Genomic DNA, 26,236 nt, shown 5'->3' with positions numbered 1-26,236 from the left:
CTACTTCCAATATATCTTATAAGACTATGAATAAGAAGGAAAACAATAATAAAGTTTGGGTAAGTGTAGAAGACTTAACCAATGATATTTCTACTAATGATCTACAGCAAAATGAATTTGCGCATACTGAAGGAACAGAGAACAGCGAGCACAGCCGTCGTGATTTCCTAAAGTATATGGGATTTGGTCTAACAGCTGCTACTGTAGCAAGTTGTGAAACGCCAGTGAAAACGGCAATTCCTTATGTAATTAAACCGGAAGAAATTGTTCCAGGTGTAGCGACTTACTTTGCTTCTGCTGTTGTGCAGGGGGGCGATGTATTACCTGCATTGGTGAAAACTCGTGAAGGTCGTCCAATTAAGATTGAAGGAAACCCTGGAAGCAAAAAAGACAAGACTTTTACAGAAGGAGGTACTTGTGCTAGAAGTCAAGCTTCTATCTTAGAACTATATGATACCAACCGTCTTAAAGGGGCTGGAGATGTTGCTAAGTTGTTAGAGGCAGAAAAAATCAAAAATACAAAACAAAGAAATGAAGCAGAAGCTAAGGCAATGTTGTCTTGGGCTGACTTAGACAAAGCTGTTAAAGCAGGTTTGAATGGTCAAATTCGCATCGTTTCTCATACTAATAATAGTCCTACTTTTAAAGCAGCAGTAGAAGCGTTTAAAGGCAAATATCCTAGCGCACAATTGGTGCAATATGACCCGATTTCTTACTCTGCAATCATTGAGGCAAACGAAAAAATGTACAACAAGCCTTGGATTCCAGCATACCACTTTGATAAAGCAATGTGTGTAGTCGGAATTGAGGCAGACTTTTTAGGTACTTGGGTTTCTCCAGTAGAGTACTCTAAAGATTATATCAAAAATCGTAAAGTAACAGACCAAGATATCAAAGTAGGGGCAGACAAGACAATGTCTACGCACATCCAATTTGAATCTCGTATGTCGTTAACAGGTTCTAACGCAGATCATAGAGTATTGATCAAACCTTCTGAATGGGGGGCTGCTGTTGGAATGTTGTATACAGAAGTAGCAAAAGAAACTGGAAACAGTGCTGCTGCATTAGGATTTACACCATCATTTGCATGGAAAAAAGCTCCTAAAGCAATTAAAGATACTGCTAAAAAATTAGTTGCAAATGCTCGCAAAGCATTGGTCGTTTGCGGTATCAATGATGTTAACATCCAAATGACCGTTAATGCAATCAACGAAATGTTAGGTGCTGTTAATGCTACCATGACTTTGACAAAAGATATGCACTCTAAACAACGTTTGGGGCGCGATGCTGCTGTTCAAGCTTTGGTAAACGATATGAAAAGTGGTGCTGTTAATGCAATCATCGTTTGCGATGGTGCTAACCCAGCTTATGATATTCCTGGCATGGCTGCTGATTTTGCTACGGCACTTCCAAAAGTAGGAATGTCTGTATCTCTAGGTTTAACCTTGAATGAAACAGCTGCTTTATGTAAATACGTAGCACCAGACCACCATACCTTGGAGGCTTGGGGTGATGCTGAACCTAAAAAAGGTGAAATATATGTTGTTCAACCAACTATTGCGCCTTTGTTTAGCACCCGTCAAGCAGGAGAGTCTTTGTTAGCTTGGGCTGGAATATCAACTACGTATCATGATTTCATGAAAGAGACTTGGAAGAACAAAATGTTCCCTGCTCAAAGTGATTACATGACGTTCCAATCTTTCTGGAATAATACATTACACAATGGATGGTTTAAAACAAGCTCTCCAATTGTTGAAAATATAATCGAAACGCCTGTCGTAGATGCGAACACTCCAGAGCTTCCTACAGATGTAGAGCCTACTCCAGAACCTAGTAACTTGGGTATAGTTGGAGCAGTTGCGGCTTTATCTCAAAAGAAATCAGATGGACTAGAAGTAACATTCTACGAAAGTGTACAATTAGGAGCTGGACAGCATGCCAACAATCCTTGGTTGCAAGAAATGCCAGATCCTATTATGCGTACTACTTGGGATAACTTCATTCAAATTCCATTAAAATGGGATGGTGGTTCTGGATACACTTCTTTGAATAACTTGAAAGATGGTGATATTGCTACAATTACCATAGATGGAAAACCTTATCAATTGCCTGTATTCCGTACATTTGGTCAAATGGACAACACTGTTTCTATTGCCTTAGGATATGGACGTACTAGAGCAGGTAAGGCGGGTAATGGAGTAGGAACAGACTTGTTCCCTGCTATCAAAGGCTTTAGTTATGCTGGTGCTGGTTCTGTATCAGAATATGAAGGGCACGATGGTTTGTTTGCCTGTGTGCAAATGCACCATACTTATGGTTTGACAACAACAGATGAAGCAACAGGAAAAACTAAAATGCATACTTATGCTACTGGCGAAGAGAAGCCATTCAATGTAGATGAGCATAATGAAGGTTTCCAAGGTGCTTTGATTGATCGTTCTGTTTTCTTCCACTCTACGGCTAAAGAAGTAGCTAAGGATGTAAAAGAATTAGCAGAAAAACGCAAAGGTTATCAATATCTAAATAGCAAAGGTTTATATCCTGACCGCAAGGAGTTCTACGGAATGGGACACCACTGGGGAATGGCTGTAGATTTAAACTCTTGTACTGGATGTGGAGCTTGTACGGTAGCTTGTATGGCTGAAAACAACGTTCCTGTAGTTGGTAAATTTGAGGTGAATAACATTCATGAGATGACTTGGTTGAGAATTGACCGTTATTTCTATGGAAATGAAGAAACACCAAATGCTGTTTATATGCCAATGATGTGTCAGCACTGTGATAATGCTCCTTGTGAGAATGTTTGTCCAGTTGCAGCAACCAACCATAGTTCAGAAGGTTTAAACCAGATGACTTATAACCGTTGTGTAGGTACACGTTACTGTGCGAACAACTGTCCATTTAAAGTACGTCGTTTCAACTGGTTGGATTATACATCTGCGGATATTTTCCCTTCTAACGAGGTAGACATGAACAGAGGAATTGACGATGCAGAAAGTTATAACTACATGAACGATAACTTGACTCGTATGGTCTTAAACCCAGACGTAACGGTTCGTACTCGTGGAGTAATTGAAAAATGTAGCTTCTGTATTCAACGTATTCAAGAAGGTAAATTGGCTGCGAAGGTAGAAGGTCGTAAACTAAAAGATTCTGATGTAACTCCAGCTTGTGCACAAGCTTGTTCTACTGGAGCTATTGTCTTTGGTGATGACAACAATCCAAACAGTGAAGTTTATAAATTGCAAAGAACACAACGTGCGTACATTCCATTGGAAGAAACCAACGTTCGTTCTTCTGTGAACTACTTAATGAAAGTAGTAAACAAAGATGAAAACTTTGCTTAGTAAGAGAAATTAATAGAATAGAAAGTAGATAAATACAATTTAGATAAAAACATAAATTTTATGAGCGCAGTTGTATCAAATGTTCGCCCACCATTAGTAACGGGCAGCAAGACGTATCATCAAATAACAGAGGATATCTGTTCTCCTACGGAGCAATTACCAGGAATGGGATGGGTGCTTTGTTTGCTAGGTAGCTTAGGGCTTTTGGCCTTTGGTGGTATTGCCGTTTTCTTTACCTTATGGTTTGGTATCGGTACTTGGAATTTGAACCGTACGATTGGTTGGGGATGGGATATCACTAACTTTGTATGGTGGGTAGGTATTGGTCACGCAGGAACCTTGATTTCTGCCATCTTATTATTATTCCGTCAAAAATGGCGTACTGGTGTAAACCGTGCTGCTGAGGCGATGACAATTTTTGCTGTAATTTGTGCAGCATTCTTCCCTGGAATTCACATGGGACGTATGTGGATGGCATTCTTTGTATTTCCTTATCCAAATACACGTGGACCTTTATGGGTAAACTTTAACTCTCCTCTTTTGTGGGACGTATTTGCGATTAGTACTTATTTTACAGTGTCTTTATTGTTCTGGTATACTGGTTTGGTACCTGATTTTGCCACCATCCGTGACCGTGCAAAAGGATTTAGAAAGAAAATTTACAATTTCTTGTCAATGGGATGGACTGGTTCAGCTAAGCACTGGCAACGTTGGGAGTCTTTATCTTTAGTATTGGCAGGTTTGGCAACTCCTTTGGTACTTTCTGTACATACGATTGTATCATTTGACTTTGCTACTTCTGTAATCCCTGGTTGGCATACAACTATTTTCCCTCCTTACTTCGTAGCAGGGGCAATCTTCTCAGGATTTGCAATGGTATGTACCTTGATGATTATCACAAGATCTATCCTTAAATTAGAAGACTATATTACAATCGAGCACATCGAGTCGATGAACAAAGTAATCGTATTGACAGGATCAATAGTAGGGGTTGCTTATTTGACAGAGTTGTTTGTTGCTTGGTATTCAGGATATATTTATGAGCAATACGCATTCTACAATCGTGCTGTGGGACCTTATTGGTGGGCTTATGCAGCGATGATGGGATGTAACGTAATCTCTCCACAATTCTTCTGGTTCCGCTCAATCAGACGTTCTTTAGTGTGGACATTTGTTTTATCTATTGTTGTAAATATTGGTATGTGGTTCGAGCGTTTTGTAATTATCGCAACAACACTAGCAAGAGATTTCATTCCATCTAGCTGGAGTTACTACACTCCATCTTGGGTAGAAATTGGTATTTATCTATTTACTTTTGGATTGTTTGGTACACTTTACCTAATCTTTATGCGTGTCGCTCCTGTAGTAGCTGTAGCAGAGATTAAGTCTATCTTAAAATCTTCTGGTGATCAATATGTGGGTCCTGCTGTAGCAGAAAAAACTGGTGAAATCAATGCTGGTTTGCACCACCATGATCACGATGAGCACATGACACACGGTCATGTTCAAACTCCTCAAAATTTGACTGGAACAGCTCCTGATACAAAAACGTCTACAGTTTTAGAGTCTGACGTAGATGTATTGATAGGAGATAATCCTGAAGATAAAACCATCGAAGACTTCAAAGAAGATTTGAATTTTGAAGATGGAGAAGATTCTGAAAAAGACGATAAATAAACAATTAAGCAATCTCTTAGGCAAACGCCTAGTATAAATATAGATTAAGCATGAAAAGAGTATTAAATAAAAAAGTGCTATACGGCTTGTACAATGATGAGGAAATCCTTATGTCAGCAATCAAGCAAATCAAAAAAGAAGATGCTGAAATTATGGATGTGTACACTCCTTTTCCAGTACACGGTTTGGACCCTGTATTGGGCTTGAGCGAGTCTCGCTTGCATATTGCAGGATTTTTGTATGGAATGACGGGTACAACTTTAGCCTTTGGTTTCATGTCTTGGGTATTTACCCGTGATTGGCCGATTATTTTTGGTGGAAAGCCTTATTTTTCTGTTCCTGCATTTATTCCAATTACGTTTGAGTTTACGGTATTGATGGCAGCAGTGGGAATGGTTATTACCTTCTACCTTGTATGTGGATTAGGATTTGGAGTTGAGAATCCATATTTAGATCCAAGAATTACGGACGACAAGTTTTGCATCGCTTTTGATGTATCACACAGTTCAAAAGAAGAGGTAGAGGCACTTTCTGTATTATTGGAAAGAACTAGTGCAGAAGAAGTTCACACTAAAGATATCTAATATTAAAAACTAAAGAATAATTCGAAATAGAAATGAAAAATCTAACAAGCATATATTCATTGGCTACCGTTGGTCTGGCTAGTCTTTTGTTATGGAGCTGTGGTCGTGCTGGTGGTGATGATACTGGTAGTGAATACATGCCAGATATGTCACATTCCATTGCATACGAAGCAAACTACAGTAGTTATTATTATAATAATACTTGGGATGGAGAAGAAGCTTATAGAGCTTATGCTGGTCCTCGTAAACCTGTGAAAGGAACCGTAGCTCGTGGTTACTTGCCTTCTAAATACCAAAACTTAGAAGATTATAGAACTTCTGCTGACGAAACTCACGTGGCTCTTCAAGAAAAAGTAAGAGATATGATGATGGCAGATGCTAGCATCCAAAATGAAATTAAACCAACTTCTAAAGCAGAATTAGAAAGAGTTTTGACAGACGGTGCTACATTGTACTCTATTAACTGTGAAGTATGTCATGGTGAAGAAGCTGATGGAAATGGTGTGTTGTATAATGAGGGAGAAGGAAAATATAGTGCTAAACCTGCTAACTTAGTTAATGAGGAATTTAGTACTGCTACAGATGGTCGCTTCTTAAACGCTATTTTGCATGGAAAAGGTATGATGCAATCTCATGCTGATAAAATGTCTCCAATGGAACGTTGGAAAGTAATTCACTATATTCGTTCTATGCAGGCAGCTAAAGCTGGAAAAGAATACAATCCAACAGGTAATGTTAATGTATCTCCAAAACCTTCTTTAGAGGAGTCTTTTAATGCTATGATTAGCGAATTGAAAGCCAATCATGATGTACAAGATTTGAAAATTAACTTGGACAATGTATTATACAATTCAGGGAATGCTGAATTACAATCTGCTTCTTCAAAGACACTAAATACTTTGGTAGCTTTATTGGAAGCTAACCCTACTGTGAAAATCGAAATTAGTGGTCACACAGATAATTCAGGAGATTCTACTGAAAACCTTGAGTTGTCAACGGCAAGAGCACAAGCTGTATACCAGTATTTGCTTGATCATAACATTGTTGCAGAGCGTTTGTCTTACAAAGGATATGGAGACACTCAACCTGTAGCATCGAATGATACAGAAGAAGGAAAAAAACAAAATAGAAGAACAGAGCTAAAGATTGTTCAATAACAATTTATTTAGTTTTCAATAAAGCGTAATCTAAGATTAAAACAAGTATAACTTTTATATACAATGAGCAATCATAACAACGAAACTTTTGTCTTTGACGGAAAAACCAAGCTGTTTACCATCGTACTGATGGTTATTGGTGCCGTCTGTTTAGGCTGGTCCTACATCAGTGGTCCTGAGGATATGCATCACATGCGTTTTTGGACTAATTACTTGCACAATTCCGTGTTTTTCACAGGAATTGCATTTACAGCAGTTCTATTCTTAGCAGCACATGCTTTGGCATGGGGTGGATGGGTTGCAATGTTTAAACGTATCCCTGAAGCGATTATGAGCTTCTTGTGGGTAGGAGCTATCTTATTTTTAATCTTAGGAATAGCGATATACATGCACGCAAATGGTACAGAATTATTGTACTTGTGGAACAACCAAGATTATCTAAATGTAGAAAGTGCGAACTTTGATCCATTGGCTTTTCACAAGTCTGCTTTTGTTAACCCTATCGCTTACTTATTGACTGTAGTGGTTGTGTTAGCATGGACTTTCTTTGCTGTAATGTTTAGAAAAATCTCTATCAATGAGGATTCTACTCCTTATGTTGTTACAACAGATAATCCTGTTCCTGAAAACGTAAGAAAAAACCGTATCTATGCAGCAGCATTTTTGCCAATAGGTGGTTTTTCTAGTGCTTACGTTATCTGGCAATGGGTAATGTCAGTAGATACTCACTGGTACTCTACTCTATTTGCTTGGTACGTAACCGTATCTATGTGGGTAGCTATGATGGCTATGACTTTTATGCTTATCATCTTCTTGAGAGGAAGAGGTTTGCTACAAAAATTCACAGATGAGCATATGCATGATATTGGAAAATATATCTTTGGATTTAGCGTATTTTGGACTTATTTGTGGTTCTCTCAATTTATGTTAATTTGGTACGCTAACAACGGTGAGGAAACTCAGTACTTCTTTATTCGTTTTGAGCAATTCAAAGTTGTTTTCTTTGCTAATTTATTAATGAACTTTGTTGGTCCTTTCTTCATCTTGATGATGAACAACTCTAAACGTACATTGGGGACACTAGGGTTTGTTGCTGGACTAGTATTTATTGGACATTGGGTAGACTTTTATCAAATGATTAAGCCTGGTGTTTGGTATAACTACGAGCATGCTCAACACTTGTCTCACGCTGGACATGGTGACCATGGAGATACACACAGTGAGAACACTTACCACATCAACGAAGCTCCTAAAGCTGTTTTAACAACTTATCAAGACGATCAACATGGCCATGACCATGGAAACGATCATAGCAATGGAGATGATGTTAATACAAATGCAGAGCATAATCACGATACACATACAGACAATCATAACCATGACGATCATGCTACAACAGATGCTGGACACGATCATGATGACAATCACGGTCATGCAGCAGCAGGACACGATGATCATGCACACGGAGATCATGCACATCATGCAGAACCTCAATTCTTGCTAGGAGTACACTTCCCTGGAGCACTAGAAATTGGAACAATGTTAGGTTTCTTAGGCTTGTTCTTATTTGTAACATTCACTGCATTGAGTCGTGCACCATTGTATCCACCAAACGATCCATATATCTTGGAGAGTGAGCATTATGATACTGGAATCGGACCAGAAAGAGACGCACACTAATAGAACGCGATATTAGAAGCATCTATTAGTAATTAATAAAACAATGAATATTTTAATTTAAAGGTTATACCTTTTAAACAATATAAAAGACATGGGATTTACAATCGGGGCATTATGTGTCATTTTATTGGCTGTATTTATCGTGCAGGTAGGAAAAGCTAGAGAACTAGCATCTATAGTACGTAACGACCCAGCAGAACAAGATGAGATCAATAAGTTCCACACTGGTTTAGGAATGGTATTTATGGTTACCTTCTTATCGGTGTGTGTGGTTTCTTTTATCTACTACATCCCAACAACTCTAGGATGGGGACCTAATATTGCTGCATCAAAGCATGGACCAGAAGTAGATTACTTATTTAATCTTACGTTGTTCTTTACATTTATCGTATTTGTATTAACGCACATTGCATTATTCTGGTTTGCTTGGAAATACAAAGGTAAACAAGGAAAAATTGGTCTTTATTGGGCGCACAATGAAACACTAGAAATGGTGTGGATGATTATTCCTTCTGTTGTAATGACTTTCTTGGTAGTAGGTGGATTACAAGCTTGGAATAAAATTATGTTGGACTTGCCAGAAGATTCTGTAAGTGTTATTTTACCAGAAGAGGATGGAGAATACTTGGAAATCGAAGCAACAGGAACACAGTTCTTGTGGTACTTGCGTTATCCTGGTCGTGATGGGAAAATTGGTACAAAATACTTTACACAAATTAATAGTGCCAACCAATTGGGACAAACTTGGACAGATGAGAAAAACATGGATGATTTCATGACTACTGAGATCGTACTTCCTGTAGGAAAACCTGTTCGCGTTCGCATTACTGCTCGTGATGTATTGCACAACTTCTACATCCGTGATATGCGTGTTAAAACAGATGCTGTTCCTGGTATGCCAACTTACTTTAACTTCACACCAACCGTAACAACAGATTCTATGCGTCGTCGTTTGAGTCAACAGCCAGAGTGGCAAGTTCCAGACAAAAAAGACGATACAAAGCAACGTTGGGAAATGTTTAACTACGAGTTAGCTTGTGCTGAGCTTTGTGGTAATGGCCACTACAGTATGAGAAACTTGGTTAAAATTGTTTCTGAAGAAGAATACTTGGATTGGTTGGATGAGCAAGAAGGTGGTAAATTGGAAGAGGTTGTAGATTCTGCAAATGGTGGTGAAACAACTTATACTTATGTACCAGGTTCTGTAAAATCTCAGTACTTCTCTAAAATTTTTAACACAGACAAAGATCCTCTAAAAGGTAAAACTGCTGATTTAGAAAAATTAGTAGAAAACAAGCTTCGTGTCAATGTTTACATGAACAAGATGAGAGAAATGAGAAATAATGCTGAATTAGGATCTGCTGATTATAACAATGCAGAAGCTGCAATGAATCAACTAAAACCTATTCAAAAAGTAGCTCGTACAACAACATCAGTAGCAGAATCTAATGCAAAATTAGAAGAAGCTAAAGCAATTGCTAATAGTGTTAAAATAACTCCAAAAGAGCCTGTATCAGTATCTGTTGATTCAACAGTACAAGACACTACAGGTAACTAAGAGAGTATAAGAGATTAGAAGAAATTATAAATATCAATAGTTAAATATAAGCTATCATGGCAGATATTAATATCATAGAAAAAGAATTAGAGCATGGCGGACACCACGATGACCATGGACATGATGACCACGGCCATCACGGTGACAAGTATCAGTCTTCTTTTGTAGATCGATACATTTTTAGCCAAGATCACAAAACGATTGGAAAGCAATTCTTGATTACAGGAATTATTTGGGCAATCATAGGTGCTGGAATGTCGATTATTTTCCGCTTGCAATTAGGATTTCCTGATGCAAACATGGCTTGGCTACAACCTTTGTTGGGTGGATGGATTAATATTGATCCAACAACAGGAGTTGGTAGAATTGACCCAGATTTTTATTATGCATTAGTAACAATGCATGGTACAATCTTAGTATTCTTTGTATTAACAGCAGGATTATCAGGAACATTTAGTAACCTTTTGATTCCGTTGCAACTAGGAGCAAGAGATATGGCTTCGCCAATGATGAACATGTTATCGTATTGGTTCTTCTTCTTGGCAGGATTTATCTTATTAATTTCTTTGTTCTTAAATACAGGACCATTCTCTGGTGGATGGACAGGATACCCTCCTTTATCTGCGTTGCCACAGGCATCAGATGGATCAAAGGCAGGAGCAACTTTATGGTTGTTGTCATTGGTATTCTTTGTTGTATCCGTACTATTGGGTGGAATCAACTATATTACTACTGTATTAAATATGCGTACCAAAGGGATGCATATGTTTAGAATGCCTCTAACAATTTGGGCGTTTTTCGTGACAGCAATTTTAGGATTGTTATCATTCCCAGTATTGGCATCAGGTTTCTTTATGTTGACTTTTGACCGTGTTTTGGGAACATCATTCTTCTTAAATGAAATCTATGTTGCTGGAGAAGCTTTGACAACAAGAGTGGGTGGTTCAGCAATTTTGTACCAACATTTATTCTGGTTCTTAGGACACCCTGAGGTATACATTATTATTTTGCCAGCAATGGGACTAGTATCAGAAGTATTGTCAGTACATGCACGTAAGCCAATCTTTGGTTACAAAGCAATGGTATTTTCTATCTTAGCAATTGGTGTCTTGTCCTTCTTAGTTTGGGCGCATCACATGTATATGTCAGGAATGAACCCATTCATCGCAAATATCTTCGTTCTCTTTACGTTGATTATTGCGGTTCCTTCAGCTGTAAAAGTATTTAACTGGATTGCAACAATATGGGGAGGTAACTTGCGCATCAATTCTGCCTCTTTATTCTCTATTGGTTTTGTATCTATGTTTATCTCTGGTGGTTTGACAGGTATCTTCTTAGGAAACGCAGCCATCGATATTCAACAACACGATACTTATTTTGTAGTAGCCCATTTCCATATTGTAATGGGGGTAGCTGCTTTCTTTGGTATGTTTGCTGGTATTTACCACTGGTTCCCTCGTATGTATGGTCGTTTTATGAACGAAACACTAGGAAAAATCCACTTCTGGGGAACAATGATTGGAGCGTATGCTATCTTTGGACCAATGCACTATTTAGGAATGGCTGGTGTACCTCGTCGTTACTACCGTTTTGATGGTTTCCAAGCGTTTGCTGAATTCGGTGGTATGAACGAATTTATTACAATTGCAGCTATTTTGACATTTGCTGTTCAGTTGTTGTTTGTGATCAACTTCTTCTACTCTATGTACAAAGGAAGAAAGCAAACAGAATTGAATCCTTGGGGAGCAACAACTTTAGAATGGACAGCTCCTGTAAATGCAGGACACGGAAACTGGGAAGGAGATATTCCTCATGTATACCGTTGGCCTTATGATTTGGGACGTCACGGTAGAGAGTTTATCCTTCAAACTGAGCCTTTAGCAGAAGGTGAAGTAGATGGAGGTCATTAATAATAACGTATTTATCCAACAGCAGTTTGTTGGTGAACGACAAACTGCTGTTGGTATCTTATAAATATCAGAAAGTTGGCAACAACAAATAGTAAAACGGTAAGTACAGGAAGTTTTTTGAAACAGAAGATTAATGACTACAAACTTTTGACTAAAGTGAAATTGTCGGGGTTGGTTGTCTTTTCTGCTTGTATTACTTACATTTTGGGAGCGAGCACATTTAACTGGCAAGCCTTAGTAATACTAGGTCTTGGAGGTTTTTTTGTAACAGGAGCTGCAAATGCACTAAATCAAGTCTTGGAGAAAGACTATGATAGGTTGATGAAGCGAACAGAAAATCGTCCAATTGCTACAGGTAGAATGGAAACATCAGAAGCGGTGTTAATAGCAGGTTTGTTAAGCGTAGCAGGTTTGTTATTACTATCTTCTTTTAATCCTATGACCGCAGTTTTAGGAGCTTTATCTCTAGTTTCATATTCCTTTATTTATACACCAATGAAACGTGTTTCTCCAGTTGCAGTATGGATTGGTGCCATACCAGGAGCTTTGCCAATGGCTATTGGTTGGGTTGCTGCGGGAAACAACTTGGGACCAGAGGCTATTTTCTTATTTAGTCTTCAGTTCTTTTGGCAGTTTCCTCATTTCTGGGCGATTGCATGGGTAGCTTACAAAGATTATTCAAAGGCAGGTTTTTATTTGTTGCCTTCCAAAAAAGTAGATGGAAGAGACAAAAGTACTGCACTACAAACAATTTTTTATGCTTTGTGCTTACTTCCAATGAGCTTTTTGCCAATTTATTTTAATATTGCAGGCTATATTGCTTGTGTGGTTATGTTGATAATGGGTATCTTTTATCTAACTTATGCCATTAAATTATACTTAGAATGTAACGATCAAGCAGCTCGAAAATTGATGTTCGCGTCTTTTGCTTATTTACCAGTTGTTTTGATTGTTTTAGTTCTTGATAAAATCTAACATATGGAAATGGTTGCATCTCCAAAAAAGATAAAACGAATCCATCCCAAAAAATTTGCTTTGTGGACGGCAATGGTGAGTATGATTATGCTGTTTTCAGCATTTACGAGTGCTTACTTAGTCCGAAAAGCAGCAGGGAATTGGCTTTCGTTTCCAATAGTAGAAGAGTTCTTTTATAGTACTGGAGTTATTCTGTCAAGTAGTGTTATCTTACACGTTGCATACAAAGCTTTTGTGGCAAAAAACTATGGTTTATACAAGGTTTTGTTAACAGTAGGTTTTGTATTGGGAATTTCATTTGTTGCCTTGCAATACATGGGATGGTTGGCACTGAATGACATGGGAATTTTTATTTCAACCAATCAATCTAGTAGCTTTTTCGTCTTGTTAATTGGTGCTCATGCACTGCATGTTATCGGAGGAATTACAGCCCTAATGATTAGTTGGATATATGCCTTGAAACGCAGTACTCAAGCATGGACTCCTAAAGGACAATTAAGATTAGAATTAACATTTACCTATTGGCACTTTGTCGATATTTTGTGGTTGTACTTATTGTTATTCTTGTGGATACAACAATAGTGCACCATAGTTTTTAAATAAAAATTAATATTCATATAAAATTAAAGTCGTAACAATGGCAACTGATACTGTTCACGAAATTGAAAACGAAATCGGAATGGAAGAATTGTGGGATGGAGGAGATTCTCCGTTTCGCTCGGAGTATGGAAAATTAATGATGTGGTATTTCCTACTCTCTGATGCTTTCACTTTTGCAGGATTCCTTATCGCTTATGGATCTTTGCGTTTTAGCATGAATGCGTGGCCTGTACCAGATCATGTATTTAGCACAGCTCCTTTTGGAATAGAAGGTGCTCCTCTTATTTTTGTTACATTCATGACTTTTGTTTTGATTGTAAGTTCAGTAACTGTTCTTAGAGCTGTTCAAGAAGGAAAATTAGAAAATGTTCACGGTGTTGTAAAATGGTTGTTCATCACGATTATTGGTGGTGGTATGTTTTTGGGTTGTCAAGCTTGGGAATGGACGAACTTGATTGCTGCAGAGGGCGTAACTATTTATAACAACCCATTTAGTTCGGCTTTAGATAATGGAACGTATGTGACATTAGCGGAAGCAAAGAAATTGAATCCTGAATTGGAGGAGAAAACCATGATGGTTTCTATCCATTCGGATGCTGGTCATAGTGAAGAGGCGTTGCCTTATTTGTACGATGCTAAAAATGATCAAAAATATTTTGAAAAATTCGACCACCATTATTTCCATAGACATGGAAGCGAAGCGCCTAAAAAAGCAGTTGGTGAATCTTTTGAGGTTGGTGAACCTTATTTGATTGCTTACCACGATGGGGAGTATTTCCCAGGTGCTTACAAAACAGCTGGAACATTGATGGCAGAAGAAATGGGACCAACAGCATTTGGGACATTGTTCTTCTTTATCACTGGGTTCCATGGATTTCACGTATTCTCTGGTTTGGTAATTCTATTGGTTATTGCTCTAAACTCTTGGTCTGGATTCTATAGAGTACGTAACAATGGGCATGTTATGGTTGAAAAAGTTGGTCTCTATTGGCACTTTGTAGATTTAGTTTGGGTATTTGTATTCTTGGCATTCTACCTATTATAATCTATCAAAAGTCAACGAAATATCAATAATTAAAAATATCAATAATAAATTATATATATCATGGGACATTCACATGGACTAAGTGTCGAAGAGCAAAGAAAAGAAGATATAAAAGTAGGTGTTAAAGGATTTTGGATTTTATTGTTAGTAACTTTTGCTGAGGTAGCAATTGCTTTATTTCTAAAAGATCTTTTACCTGGATTAGTAGTAAGACTATCTATGATTGCACTAAGTTTGTACAAAGCTTATTATATTGTTAGCATATTTATGCATTTAGGATCAGAAGTAGGAGGAATGGCTGCAACGATTGTATTGCCAATGGCTCTTTTAATTTGGGCAGTTATTGCATTTTTGTGGGAAGGTAATTATGCTAGAACCAATAGAAATGCTGTCATGGATGCACGTCCAGGTGCTGAGACTCCTGCCAAAGAGACCTCTAAAGAAACTAGTATGAGATCTATCGACGATTTACCAACACAATTGTCGTTTCAATCGTAACTATTGAATAGTTGTTACAGCTAAAAATAAAAATTTGTTATTTAAAAGTGTTCTAAGTAAGCCTTAGAACACTTTTTTTGTTTTATAGCTACCAACTTGAACTAAAGATGTATTACTTTTGTGACAACAAGTGCAGAATTCGTCTTTTCGATACAAAGAATCTCTACGATTTCTCCAATTATGAAGCGATGAATGATCTGTTATTATTAAAAATAAAAAAGTATTTGCGTAAAGAATTGCGTAAATGAAGCAAAGTAATATGTCTGAGAAGAAGAAGAAAAATCCAATTGCAGCAATTATTTTCCTAATGTTTGTTGTGGTTTTGCCTGTTATTACGGTTGTTTTTTCCAAAACAGGATTGGATAAATACAAGGGAATACGAAGTGAAATGCAGTTTTTGGGAGACTCTATCCGAGTTGATTTTGATCACCTGTCTACTTATTGGGATGTGCCTTTGACCAACGAATTGATTAAAGGAAAACTAGTGATCGCTGGTTTTTGGGATTATGCCTGTAAAGATCAAATTGGCGCGTTTGTCGATTCTCTAAAAAGTCTTCAAAGTAATTTTAACAAAGAAGATCAAGGTAAAATTTTGTTTGTTATTCATACAGAAGATTTTCGTCAAGATTCATCTTGGGCATTGGGAAAATACGTAGATGCTTGGAATATTGATACTTCAGATTGGAAATTTACCATGGGAATTGATAGAGGACGCTATAAGATGGCATCTGAAAAAAATTGTTTTAACATTGCTGTTTTAGATGGGCGAGTTAGTCGAAAAGATGATTCTGAAAATTATAAAAAAGGACCTTTGTTGTGTGATTATTATAATCTAAAAGATACAGAAGCTGTCAAGCAGTTGTTGCGTCATATGGCAATTATAATGCCTGCCAAACAACGCAAGAAGATAGAATGGAAACAAGAAGAGAAACTGTATTAAGTACGCAGGGACTAAACAAGCGATTTAGATTTAGTTTGCCAAAGCGTTCAAAATATAAAATATAATCAATTATGAATAAAACATTAAATACACCAGAAAATGCCGATCAGTTGGCAAAAGGAGAAACAGCCAATTATAAGAAATTGCGCTTGTTAGTGAATGTTATCTCTGTAGCGCTCCCTTTGATTGTTGGAGCTATGTTTCAATTTAAATTTACAGATTTTGTTTGGCCATTTGATGTACACGTATTGCCTTTGATTAATGCGATTTTGAACGGTGCAACAGCTGTGTTATTAATTGGGGCATTAGTTGCTGTGAAAGGAAGAAATATTGACTTGCATAAAAAACTTATCTATGCAGGAATGGGGCTATCGTTATTGTTTTTGGTCGTTTATATTATGTATCATACTACCGCAGGGCATACTAAGTTTGGAGGAGAGGGAACAATTCGTTATATCTACTTCTTTTTATTGTTGACACATATTTTGTTGGCTGCAATTCAGGCTCCTTTTGTACTATATGCTTTTTTATACGGTTATACAGGGCAAATTGAAAAACATCAGAAGATTGTAAAATTTAGTTACCCAATTTGGTTATATGTTTCTATTACAGGAGTAATTTGTTATCTTATGATTTCTCCTTATTATGCATAAAAATCATTATCTTGTCGTAACTAACAAACTTGTAAGACATATTCATACTATCTCAATCCCAATTAAAATCATTTTGGAAAGTATAGATTTAGTACTTAGCTGCGCTGCTACTTCCCTCTGGTCATGAACTTGGGCTTTTGTGCTACTAGCACAAGCCTACTCGGCAAGCTTAGTTTTTTAGCTTTTTTGTAAAAAACTAAAAAAGCATCTTTGCATCAGTTTACCGTGTGAGGGCTTCGCCGTTGATTATCAATTCTTTAATAAATCAAGTGGCAAAAGTATTAATCTATTGATAATCAAATTAATACGATTTTTTTACGAAGTAATGCAGATTGAAATCAAGAAATAATGAAAAATACAACTTTAAAAATCATTCAATTGCTAGGCATAACCCTTGTTATTATTTTAATGACAACTCTTTGGGCAGAGGCACAATGTCCAATGTGTAAGATGTCGGCAGAATCTAATCTCAATAATGGTGGTACGGCTGCTGCTGGATTAAACAAAGGAATTATTTACCTATTAATAGGACCTTATATTATGATGAGTATTGTAGGGTATCTTTGGTGGCGAAACCGAAAAATGGTTCAAGAACAAGAGCAGGAAGAAGATATTCGTGCGTTGCTAGAGCCTCACGACATGGTTATCAGTAGCACAGAATTTAACGAAACAGTTGATATCTAAAAGCTCACTTTTATAACCAAATAGAATTTTTTAAGTCTAGGTGCAATTATGTGCTTAAGGAGCGTTAAAGCTTTTCTATAATAAACTAGCTCTCTCTAATAATTTTAGAGAGAGCTAGTTTATTTATTGGCAGTTTTAGTTTTACCTTTCATAACTAACCTTGGGAGATTTAGGAATAAAAAGATACTTTACCAATACTATTGTTTGCGAATCCAATTCCAGTAGCGTTTGGCATTGTTAATATGTGCTCGGTGTGTTTTTGCAAATGCATGCATATTAGGTGCTTCTCCTTCCTGCGGTGGTTTGGCACAGAAGAACATATATTCGTGTTCTTCTGCATTTAAAACAGCATCTATAGCATTGATAGAGGACATATAAATGGGACCAGGAGGCAAACCTGCGTATTTGTAAGTATTGTACGGTGATTCTGTTTGCAAATGAACATCTAAGACCCTCTTAATTGTAAAGTCCCCTACAGCAAAAATAACAGTTGGATCTGCTTCTAATTTCCAGCCTTCTTTGCGCAATCGATTGAGGTAGACCCCTGCTATTCTAGGTCGTTCAGGCTTGTATTGACTTTCGGATTCTACAATGGACGCTAATGTATAAACCTCGATAGGAGTGAGGTCTAAATCCTTAGCTTTGGCAAGTCGTTCATCATTCCAAAATTTTTTGTTCTCTTTGAGCATCTTTTGCCAAAATGTTAGAGCATCGCAATTCCAGTAAACTTCGTAGGTATTAGGAATAAAGGCAGCCATTACATTGTCGGGAGTATAGCCAGATTGTGCTAAAAAGTCAGCATCTTCTAATAATTGGATAATTTCTAATGAATCGGCTTCTATTTGTCGACTGACATAGCCTGCAATTTGTTGTTTTAGTCGGAAGTTGTGAAAGGTTAAGCGTACCGCCAACTGACGTCCACGAAGAATGCGAACTAAATCGCGATTGCTACGAACAGAGGTTGGAATTTCGTACTTACCCGTCTTAACTTTGTAGTTCATTTGTTGGGCTGTAAAAACAAATCCTCCTTTGTTTTGAATAATCTTTTGTTGGTGTAGCAACTCTGCAAGTTCGTCTATAGACTGGTTGCTTTTAGGAATAGTTAAGACTACATTCTCACTGAGTTGTATATTAGTCCCAAAAATTTGATTGTAAAAATAATACGCCAACGCACTGCCAATGATTAAAAGGAGTAAAAAAAAGCCTAATAATAATTTAAGCCACTTTCTTTTAGGCTTTACATCTATTGATTCCATTTGAAAAATAGTAATATGAATTAGTAGTTCGTTGATTCGTTACGGTGCTACTGTGTGTGGTAGCGTGGACAACTCTAATCAGCAAGTTGCCTATGTTGCTACTGCGTGGTTTCAACAAACTATTGATAAGTAAGTAATCGCTTATAATAAATAATGGTAGGTCACCACTGACAAATCAATACAAGTCAATTTATAACCGAATATTTGACGAGTTAAGATCTAGAGTGTATGGGTACAGGTAGTTTAAGATAATCGGTCAACTAGAAAATTGTTGCGTTTAATGTTCCAATTGACCGATTGCCTCAGCACCTTTCTTAATTTTATTTTAGATGTCTCTCTTCAATAGTTGGCTGCGCTGTTATTACGTGGTCGTTGAAAAATAATATGAATGTTGTTTTTATCTTTTTGTTAAAAAAAGTAAATAACGTAAGCGAATAGCAACCTCACGAAGTAATCAACGAACTACTATTTGAGAACATGATAAGTTATTATAGCGGCATGAGCTACAAGCAGTTTTTAATACTGTTCCTTATCGTTTGGAAAATCGCCGCTTTTGACATCGCTAATATATCGTTCTGTCGCCTCTTTCATATCATCAAAAAGCTCCAAGTATCTTCTTAAGAAACGAGGTTGAAAATCTTTAGTAATCCCCATCATATCGTGTGTTACTAGTACTTGACCATCTACATGAGGACCAGCACCAATGCCAATTACTGGAATTGAAACGGACTCAGCAACTTGTTTGCCTAGTTTGGCTGGAATTTTTTCTAAGATGATGGCAAAGCAACCTAATTCTTCTAGAAGTTTGGCATCTTCAAGTAATTGTGCTGCCTCAGCTTCTTCTTTGGCACGAACAGAGTACGTTCCAAATTTATAAATAGACTGAGGGGTTAGTCCCAAGTGTCCCATAACAGGTACGCCAGCACTCAAAATACGTGTAATGGATTCTTTAATTTCAATTCCTCCCTCTAGTTTTACAGCATGGGCGCCAGATTCTTTCATAATGCGAATGGTAGAGGCTAGAGCTTCTTTGGAGTTTCCTTGGTACGATCCGAAGGGTAAATCAACAACAACAAATGCACGATTAATAGCACGAACAACGGATTGAGCATGATAAATCATGTGGTCTAATGTAATTGGCAATGTTGTTTCGTGACCTGCCATAACATTAGAGGCAGAATCACCAACTAGTAAGATGTCGATTCCTGCGGCATCAAGGATACGCGCCATTGAGTAGTCATAAGCTGTAAGCATAGATATTTTCTCTTGGCGTTGTTTCATCGCAAGCAAAACATGCGTTGTTATTTTCTTTATTGGTTTATGAACAGACATGATAGTTAGTTAAATAGTTGTAGTCAACCCCTCTATGTGTATTATTGAATACGTTTAAATCATACAAGAGCTTTCTAAATGTTTTGTTGTAATAGTTTAAAATAACTTATTTTGTAGCTATTTATAATAAAGAAGCTTTCAAAATAATTTCTTAGATGATTATTTTAGAGTAAGTTTTAAAAAAAAAAGTAATGATAATCAAAGGTTTAATTTTTTTTGCTTGAATGTAGGCAGAATGTTTAAACAAACTAAAGCATCAAGTCCAAATTAAAATGCTATCTACTAATATCATTGTATGATAATTTTAAGTTTCTAAACGTTTGGTTATCATCGTTAATAATTTTGAACGTACTCTTTGTACTGTAAAGATGAGAATTAATTGTTGGCTGGACAAATATTACTCTATTATTGCACAATCATACCCTAATCTTGAAAGATATTCCTTAGTTTTGTGCACTTTCGTAAATTGTCCTCACTTAATATAATATTACAGTACATCACTATTTTTTAGTTTTTTAAATGAAATGAAATGAAGTTGAAATTTGTATTTGCTTTTTTTGTAGGAGTTGTACTATGTACACAGTACAGTTGTTCAAATGAAGTTGAAGTGATTGGAGTTTGGAAAGATATTCCGGTTGTTTATGGTGTGGTTAATCGTCAAGATTCAGTGCATTATATTCGAGTAGAGCGGGCGTATTTGCCACCTAATCAAAGTGCATTAGAAGTAGCCCAAATAGCAGATTCTTTATATTTCGACCCGAATGAAGTGGACATCGAATTATATTATATCAATAATACAACAGGAGATACATTGCCATGGATTAGACCTCTTGTTCGAGTAAACTTAGCAGATGAAGGTATTAGCAGAGAAGATGGGATATTCCAAAACAATCCAAGTTATGCTTATAAAACAACAGGAACAACTGGTCATAATTTATTATTGAAAATCGATAATAAGAAGACTGGAAATGTTTTTTATGCTAGTTCAGAGTCGGTTAGAGGAGAGAGTACTAGAATTTTTACCACTCCAGCTTATTCTTTAGTGCCTTTAAAACCTATTGCTTGGAGAGGTTTTAATAATCAGAACGAAGAAGTATTTAATTCTTTGACAGTAGAAATGACAGGAAATGGTTTTGCTTCTATTTATGATTACAAATTCCGTTTTCATTACAAAGAGTACGAAGTGGACAATCAAGGTGCGCAAGTACCAGGAACACTTGTTAGTAAAAGTGTTGAGTGGGTTGCGGCAAGTGATTTTATTCCTGTGGTATCAAACCAAACGAAGCAAGTTATTAATGGGGAAGCCTTTTATCAATTTTTAGAGAGAACTTTATCCGATGTTACAGGAACAAGCATAAGACGTTGTGCTGGATATTTGGAAGTTTATATTGATGGAGGTTCTGCTAGTTTGAGAGACTATATTCTAGCTAGAAAAGCAAATGAAGGATATACAGGAGGGTTGTACCCATCAGAGCCTTATTCTAATATTCAAGATGGATATGGGGTATTTGCCACCTCTGATCGTGTAGAGCGTGTTGATCGACCTTCTGATCCTAAATTAATGAGAATGTCTAATTTATCTTACGAATACTTGAGTAACAGTGATCTTACCCGAAAACTAGGATTCGAATCAAGTTCTCCTTGTTTTTAATTGTAAGGAGTTTTAATAAAAAAATAGTAGATCACGAATTTTAAACACTAGTATTCGTGTTCTATAGGAAGCCATTTGTGAGAAATTCTTGCAAATGGCTTCCTCTTTTTAGAGCATGTTAGCTAGACATTTTGACATATTGACAGACGTAAATCGGACAAAATATACCTCAATAGATTCTAAATATGTCAATTTAACATTTTTTTTAGAATGGTATATCCCTTGTTTATATAGGAGTGAGCAAAAAAATAATCTTGTTCAAAAAGAATCGACATTAATTAAAAACACTTAATAAATAAATAATAAATTATGAGCAAAATCATTGGTATTGACTTAGGAACAACCAACTCTTGTGTTGCTGTTATGGAGGGAAACGAACCAGTGGTGATTACCAATAACGAAGGTAAACGTACCACTCCTTCTATTATCGGTTTTTTGGATAACGGTGAGCGTAAAATCGGAGACCCTGCAAAGCGTCAAGCGATCACAAATCCAAAACGCACAATCATGTCTATTAAACGTTTCATGGGAGTTCGCTACAGCGAAATTTCTACTGAAGCAGAGCAAATGCCTTATGAAGTAAAGAAAGGTAATAACGATACTGTTCGTGTACAAATTGACGACAGAGAATATACACCACAGGAAATTTCTGCTATGGTGTTGCAAAAAATGAAAAAAATTGCTGAAGACTATTTGGGACAAGAAGTAACAGAAGCAGTTGTAACAGTACCTGCTTACTTTAACGACTCTCAACGTCAAGCAACCAAAGAAGCTGGTGAAATTGCTGGTTTGAAAGTTCGCCGTATCATCAATGAGCCTACTGCTGCTGCATTGGCTTATGGTTTAGATAAAGGTGACAAAGATATGAAAATCGTTGTTTACGATTTAGGTGGAGGAACTTTTGACGTTTCTATCCTAGAATTGGGTGGCGGTGTATTTGAAGTAAAATCTACTAATGGTGATACGCATTTAGGTGGTGATGACTTTGACCGTGTGATCATGGAGTGGTTGATGGCTGAATTTAAAGAGCAAGAAGGAGAAGATATTTCTCAAAATGCAGAGGCTTTGCAACGTCTAAAAGATGCTGCTGAAAAAGCTAAAATTGAGCTTTCTTCTGCTAACAGTACGGACATTAACTTGCCATACATCTCTTTTGGACCATCAGGTGCAAAACACTTGGTAAGAACATTGAGCCGTTCTAAATTCGAGCAATTGGTAGATGGTTTGGTAAAACGTACTATTGAGCCTTGTAAACAAGCATTGGAAGATGCAGGATTGTCTTTGGCTGATATTGACGAAGTAATCATGGTAGGTGGATCTACTCGTATCCCTGCTATTCAAGATGCTGTTGAAAAATTCTTTAACAAAAAACCAAACAGAAGCGTTAATCCTGACGAAGTAGTAGCTTTGGGTGCTGCCATTCAAGGCGGTGTATTGACTGGAGATGTAAAAGATGTTTTATTGCTAGACGTTACGCCTTTGTCTTTAGGTATCGAAACAATGGGTGGTGTATTTACAAAAGTAATTGAAGCTAATACAACGATTCCTTCTAGTAAATCTCAAATTTTCTCAACAGCACAAGACAACCAACCTTCTGTAGAGATCAATGTATTGCAAGGAGAGCGTCCAATGGCTAATCAAAACCGTTCTATCGGTCGATTTAACTTAGATGGCATCCCTCCAATGCGTCGTGGGGAAGCACAAATCGAAGTAACTTTTGACATTGATGCGAATGGTATCTTAAAAGTTTCTGCAAAAGAAAATAAAACAGGAAAAGAGCAGTCTATTCGTATTGAGGCATCAACAGGACTTACAGAGGATGAAATCCAACGCATGAAAAATGAAGCAGAGGCAAATGCTGAAGCAGATAAAAAAGCACGTGAGACTGTTGATAAAATCAATGAAGCGGATTCTGTTATCTTCCAAACTGAAAAGCAATTGGAAGAATATGGAGACAAAATTCCTGCTGACGCTAAATCAAATTTAGAAGGTGCTTTGGCTAAATTGAAAGAAGCACACCAACGCCAAGATGTTGATGCAATCAACCGTGAATTAGAAGCTGTTAATGCTGCTTGGGCTGCTGCTACTCAAAACATGGATCCAAATGCTCAACAAGGTCCTCAAGGAAATCCAACTGCTGACAATACCAATACAGGTGGTAACCAAGATGGAGAGGATGTAACAGATGTAGAATTTGAAGAAGTAGACAACGATAAAAACTCTTAAGAGTGTTGTCCTAAATAAAATGAGCGACTATTGAAAGATCAATAGTCGCTTTTTTATTGATATGACCAACAAAGTGTGTATTGGACGTTTGTATAAAAATTATTTGTTTTTAAATATTTGAATATAACCCGCTGGACCTGATGGATTCGGTGAAGTGTAGTAATTATTATAGGTACTTTGAACGGCAATGTATGCCCCATCGGGAGACCAAGTTGCTTTTTCTATATAATCAGAACCTTGGCTATCGTAGAAAAATACCAATTCTCCTTGTTGCCAGTCATAGATAAAGATCTTTTTTTGATCATTTGAAACAACCATCAAGTAATTCCCTGTTGAATCAAAAGCACAGGATCTAGTTCTTTTCCTAGTGGCTTTGGTTTGGGGAATGCTAATACAAGCGAGCTCTTCATGCGTTGTTAAGTCATAAACATATACTTGATTGTGTTCACCACCAAGCGCAATGTACTGCTCTTGCGGAGAGAAGGTGGCATGGGTACTTTTTTTCTTTTGAGGTATTTGAATTGTCTTGTTACCCTCTAAGTCGTATAATTGAAGGTACTTGCCATGGGCACTCATAATGTATTGCTTAGAAGAAGATATGTAATCTACCTTTTTTGCTTTGGGTAGAGTAGCCTCTGCGGCATCTTTCCATATCATTTGAATTTTATAAGGTGCCCAAATAGCATATGTTTTATATGGTATAATATTTTTTCGATCTTCTTTGTTAATTTTTATTCGAGACTCTTCTGTCCATGTTTGCGTATTGTAAGCAATTAGAAAATAAGTACGTTCTCTAGATGCAAGATTGAATTGTTCACCATAAGCAAAAAGTACTGCTCCATCAGGCGAAAATGAAAAATCTGTTAACTCAATGTCGCCATCATCTGAATGATTAAATGGAATGAGGGTGTGAAGCGAAGACGATAAGTCAGGAGCAAAAGCATTCAGATGATCTGATTGGTGAGTATAAGGAATTTTGGGCGTATTAGAGCTATTGGTATCGTAGGCAGTCGTATCCCATGTCATGCCTTCTGTTAAGTGCTCGATGTACTTACCATCAGATACTTGGATGGTATAAGTAGCTTGGACTAGCTTTTCTTCTTGAAGCCAGTTTCCACCAGCTTGTACATGATAAAAGTCTGAGTACCCTTTGTAGCTTTTTATGTTGTCATTGAGTTTATTGGTTTGATGCACCTTGGCGATAAATTGAGAAGTATTTTTATTGACCCATGCTTCATTGCAAATATTATCAATGCTAATTTCTTGTTTGATGGCATCCTTTTCGGAAGCAGTATTCATTAGCACTCTAAGAAAAAAACTATAGTCTGTAGGTAGAGGCATATAGTATTTTTTAGCAACATGATAATAAATGACAATGACTTTGAGGGTAAGTTCTTTCTGTTGTGGAGATGAACGCAACACTCTAACACCATATAAATCCGTAGACATTTTTAACAATTTTGGTTTTGCAAATAGATTTGTAATAACGTCTAATAAAAATAAGTAGTTTAGCTCTTTTTACAAAAGCTCTTTTTACTTAATTTAGTGATGTTCATAAAGTAGTTTTTTGTCTTAATGGCTTGATAAGTAATGTGTTGTTGTAATTTGAATAGAAGGGTTCAGAAGATAGCAGGTTGTTTTCAATAATTGATATACTAAGGTTCATGCTGAGATAAGCTAAAGGATTGAAAAAAAAGTATATAAAACAAGGGTTTTTTTCGATAAAATAAGGAGAGTTTAAAAAATAATGTTATCTTTGCCAACGCTTTTGTAAACAAGACTAGAAAAACTAGCAATATAAATATACATTGTAATGAACGATTTAATCAACTTCGTAGAAAAACAAACAGCTCGTGATATTACTGATTATGATTTCTTTAAATCAGGTGATACTGTTGCTGTAAGCTATAAAATTATTGAGGGAAGTAAAGAACGTATTCAAGTTTTCCGTGGAGATGTTATCCAAATTAAAGGTTCTGGAACTTCTAAGACATTTACAGTTCGCAAAATCTCTCATGGTGTAGGTGTAGAGCGTGTATTCCCTTTCAATTCTCCAGCAGTTGCTTCTGTTAAGAACTTGAAAAAAGGAAACGTTCGTCGTGCACGTTTATACTACTTGCGTGAATTGACAGGTAAATCTGCTCGTATTAGAGAAAAGCAATTTACTAAAAAATTGGATGCCAGCATGAAAGGTAAGACTCGTAGAGCTACTTGGGCTTGGGAAGAAAAAGTATACAAATAAGACTACTTATTGTATTAAAAATATACAGCTGCTTAGATGAATTTCTGAGCAGCTTTTTCTGTTTATACCTTAGCCAATAATGAAGTAGATTCAATTGGGATAGATTTTCTTTTGGTTGGAGGTATGGGCAATAACCGTGGGTTTTAGATAGAGAAATAGGGACGAGGGTACTTACTAGTTATTGAATATTACTTATTACATTAAATTCTTTATAAACCTAG

20 protein-coding genes are annotated in these 26,236 nt (G+C 36.7%); 17 read left to right on the top strand and 3 right to left on the bottom strand.

Going from position 1 to position 26,236, the window contains the following annotated elements; genetic code table 11:
* The first annotated feature begins 26 nt into the window (after positions 1-26).
* The 14 genes from CG11_RS07560 to CG11_RS07495 all read left to right on the top strand — a co-directional run bounded on the left by CG11_RS07560 (position 27) and on the right by CG11_RS07495 (position 17,308).
* On the top strand, positions 27-3,347 hold the full coding sequence (locus tag CG11_RS07560; RefSeq protein WP_052594719.1) for a TAT-variant-translocated molybdopterin oxidoreductase: 3,321 nt from the start codon (positions 27-29) through the stop codon (positions 3,345-3,347).
* A gap of 60 nt (positions 3,348-3,407) precedes the next feature.
* Positions 3,408-5,024 (top strand): NrfD/PsrC family molybdoenzyme membrane anchor subunit, encoded by a 1,617-nt coding sequence (gene nrfD / locus CG11_RS07555; RefSeq protein WP_081909493.1) that lies wholly within the window; start codon positions 3,408-3,410, stop codon positions 5,022-5,024.
* 50 nt (positions 5,025-5,074) lie between these two features.
* Positions 5,075-5,608, top strand: coding sequence for a DUF3341 domain-containing protein (locus CG11_RS07550; protein WP_052594714.1), 534 nt, complete (start codon positions 5,075-5,077; stop codon positions 5,606-5,608).
* A gap of 32 nt (positions 5,609-5,640) precedes the next feature.
* Positions 5,641-6,765 (top strand): OmpA family protein, encoded by a 1,125-nt coding sequence (locus tag CG11_RS07545; RefSeq protein WP_052594712.1) that lies wholly within the window; start codon positions 5,641-5,643, stop codon positions 6,763-6,765.
* A gap of 63 nt (positions 6,766-6,828) precedes the next feature.
* A complete protein-coding gene (locus CG11_RS07540) occupies positions 6,829-8,445 on the top strand; it encodes a hypothetical protein (RefSeq protein ID WP_081909492.1) in 1,617 nt (538 codons plus the stop codon).
* Between the two features lie 91 nt (positions 8,446-8,536).
* Positions 8,537-10,003 (top strand): cytochrome c oxidase subunit II, encoded by a 1,467-nt coding sequence (locus CG11_RS07535; protein WP_052594710.1) that lies wholly within the window; start codon positions 8,537-8,539, stop codon positions 10,001-10,003.
* 56 nt (positions 10,004-10,059) lie between these two features.
* The gene (locus CG11_RS07530; RefSeq protein ID WP_052594708.1) at positions 10,060-11,913 is read left to right on the top strand and encodes a cbb3-type cytochrome c oxidase subunit I; all 1,854 of its coding nucleotides are present in this window, start codon (positions 10,060-10,062) and stop codon (positions 11,911-11,913) included.
* Positions 11,914-11,988: 75 nt separating this feature from the next.
* Positions 11,989-12,888, top strand: a complete 900-nt coding sequence (gene cyoE / locus CG11_RS07525) for a heme o synthase (protein ID WP_231512768.1) — start codon at positions 11,989-11,991, stop codon at positions 12,886-12,888.
* Positions 12,889-12,891: 3 nt separating this feature from the next.
* The gene (locus CG11_RS07520; protein ID WP_231512767.1) at positions 12,892-13,470 is read left to right on the top strand and encodes a cytochrome c oxidase subunit 3; all 579 of its coding nucleotides are present in this window, start codon (positions 12,892-12,894) and stop codon (positions 13,468-13,470) included.
* A gap of 55 nt (positions 13,471-13,525) precedes the next feature.
* Positions 13,526-14,533, top strand: a complete 1,008-nt coding sequence (locus CG11_RS07515; protein ID WP_052594706.1) for a cytochrome c oxidase subunit 3 — start codon at positions 13,526-13,528, stop codon at positions 14,531-14,533.
* Between the two features lie 60 nt (positions 14,534-14,593).
* The gene (locus tag CG11_RS07510) at positions 14,594-15,031 is read left to right on the top strand and encodes a cytochrome C oxidase subunit IV family protein (protein WP_052594705.1); all 438 of its coding nucleotides are present in this window, start codon (positions 14,594-14,596) and stop codon (positions 15,029-15,031) included.
* A 244-nt stretch (positions 15,032-15,275) separates the two neighbouring features.
* Positions 15,276-15,971, top strand: coding sequence for a hypothetical protein (locus CG11_RS07505; RefSeq protein WP_052594704.1), 696 nt, complete (start codon positions 15,276-15,278; stop codon positions 15,969-15,971).
* 71 nt (positions 15,972-16,042) lie between these two features.
* Positions 16,043-16,624 (top strand): DUF420 domain-containing protein, encoded by a 582-nt coding sequence (locus tag CG11_RS07500; RefSeq protein WP_052594703.1) that lies wholly within the window; start codon positions 16,043-16,045, stop codon positions 16,622-16,624.
* Positions 16,625-16,972: 348 nt separating this feature from the next.
* On the top strand, positions 16,973-17,308 hold the full coding sequence (locus tag CG11_RS07495; RefSeq protein WP_063833044.1) for a hypothetical protein: 336 nt from the start codon (positions 16,973-16,975) through the stop codon (positions 17,306-17,308).
* A 197-nt stretch (positions 17,309-17,505) separates the two neighbouring features.
* On the opposite strand, the gene mltG is transcribed toward CG11_RS07495, so the two are convergent.
* Together mltG and panB are read right to left on the bottom strand one after the other, a co-directional pair.
* On the bottom strand, positions 17,506-18,564 hold the full coding sequence (gene mltG, locus CG11_RS07490) for an endolytic transglycosylase MltG (RefSeq protein WP_052594701.1): 1,059 nt from the start codon (positions 18,562-18,564) through the stop codon (positions 17,506-17,508).
* A 516-nt stretch (positions 18,565-19,080) separates the two neighbouring features.
* Positions 19,081-19,896 carry a 3-methyl-2-oxobutanoate hydroxymethyltransferase gene (gene panB / locus CG11_RS07485; protein ID WP_052594700.1) on the bottom strand — a complete coding sequence of 272 codons (816 nt, stop codon included), beginning with the start codon at positions 19,894-19,896 and terminating at the stop codon, positions 19,081-19,083.
* Positions 19,897-20,425: 529 nt separating this feature from the next.
* Here panB and CG11_RS07480 point away from each other — a divergent pair.
* Both CG11_RS07480 and dnaK read left to right on the top strand, forming a co-directional pair.
* On the top strand, positions 20,426-21,547 hold the full coding sequence (locus tag CG11_RS07480) for a hypothetical protein (protein ID WP_052594698.1): 1,122 nt from the start codon (positions 20,426-20,428) through the stop codon (positions 21,545-21,547).
* A 309-nt stretch (positions 21,548-21,856) separates the two neighbouring features.
* The gene (gene dnaK, locus CG11_RS07475) at positions 21,857-23,773 is read left to right on the top strand and encodes a molecular chaperone DnaK (RefSeq protein ID WP_052594696.1); all 1,917 of its coding nucleotides are present in this window, start codon (positions 21,857-21,859) and stop codon (positions 23,771-23,773) included.
* Between the two features lie 99 nt (positions 23,774-23,872).
* Here dnaK and CG11_RS07470 read toward each other — a convergent pair whose 3' ends face one another.
* On the bottom strand, positions 23,873-25,222 hold the full coding sequence (locus tag CG11_RS07470; RefSeq protein WP_052594695.1) for a WD40 repeat domain-containing protein: 1,350 nt from the start codon (positions 25,220-25,222) through the stop codon (positions 23,873-23,875).
* Between the two features lie 364 nt (positions 25,223-25,586).
* Between CG11_RS07470 and rplS the strand changes: the two genes are divergently transcribed.
* The gene (rplS, locus tag CG11_RS07465) at positions 25,587-26,015 is read left to right on the top strand and encodes a 50S ribosomal protein L19 (protein WP_063833043.1); all 429 of its coding nucleotides are present in this window, start codon (positions 25,587-25,589) and stop codon (positions 26,013-26,015) included.
* The last annotated feature ends 221 nt before the right edge of the window (positions 26,016-26,236 follow it).

Source organism: Aureispira sp. CCB-QB1, from assembly GCF_000724545.1.
Taxonomy (GTDB): Bacteria; Bacteroidota; Bacteroidia; order Chitinophagales; family Saprospiraceae; genus Aureispira.
This window is presented reverse-complemented; position numbering and strand designations above follow the sequence as displayed.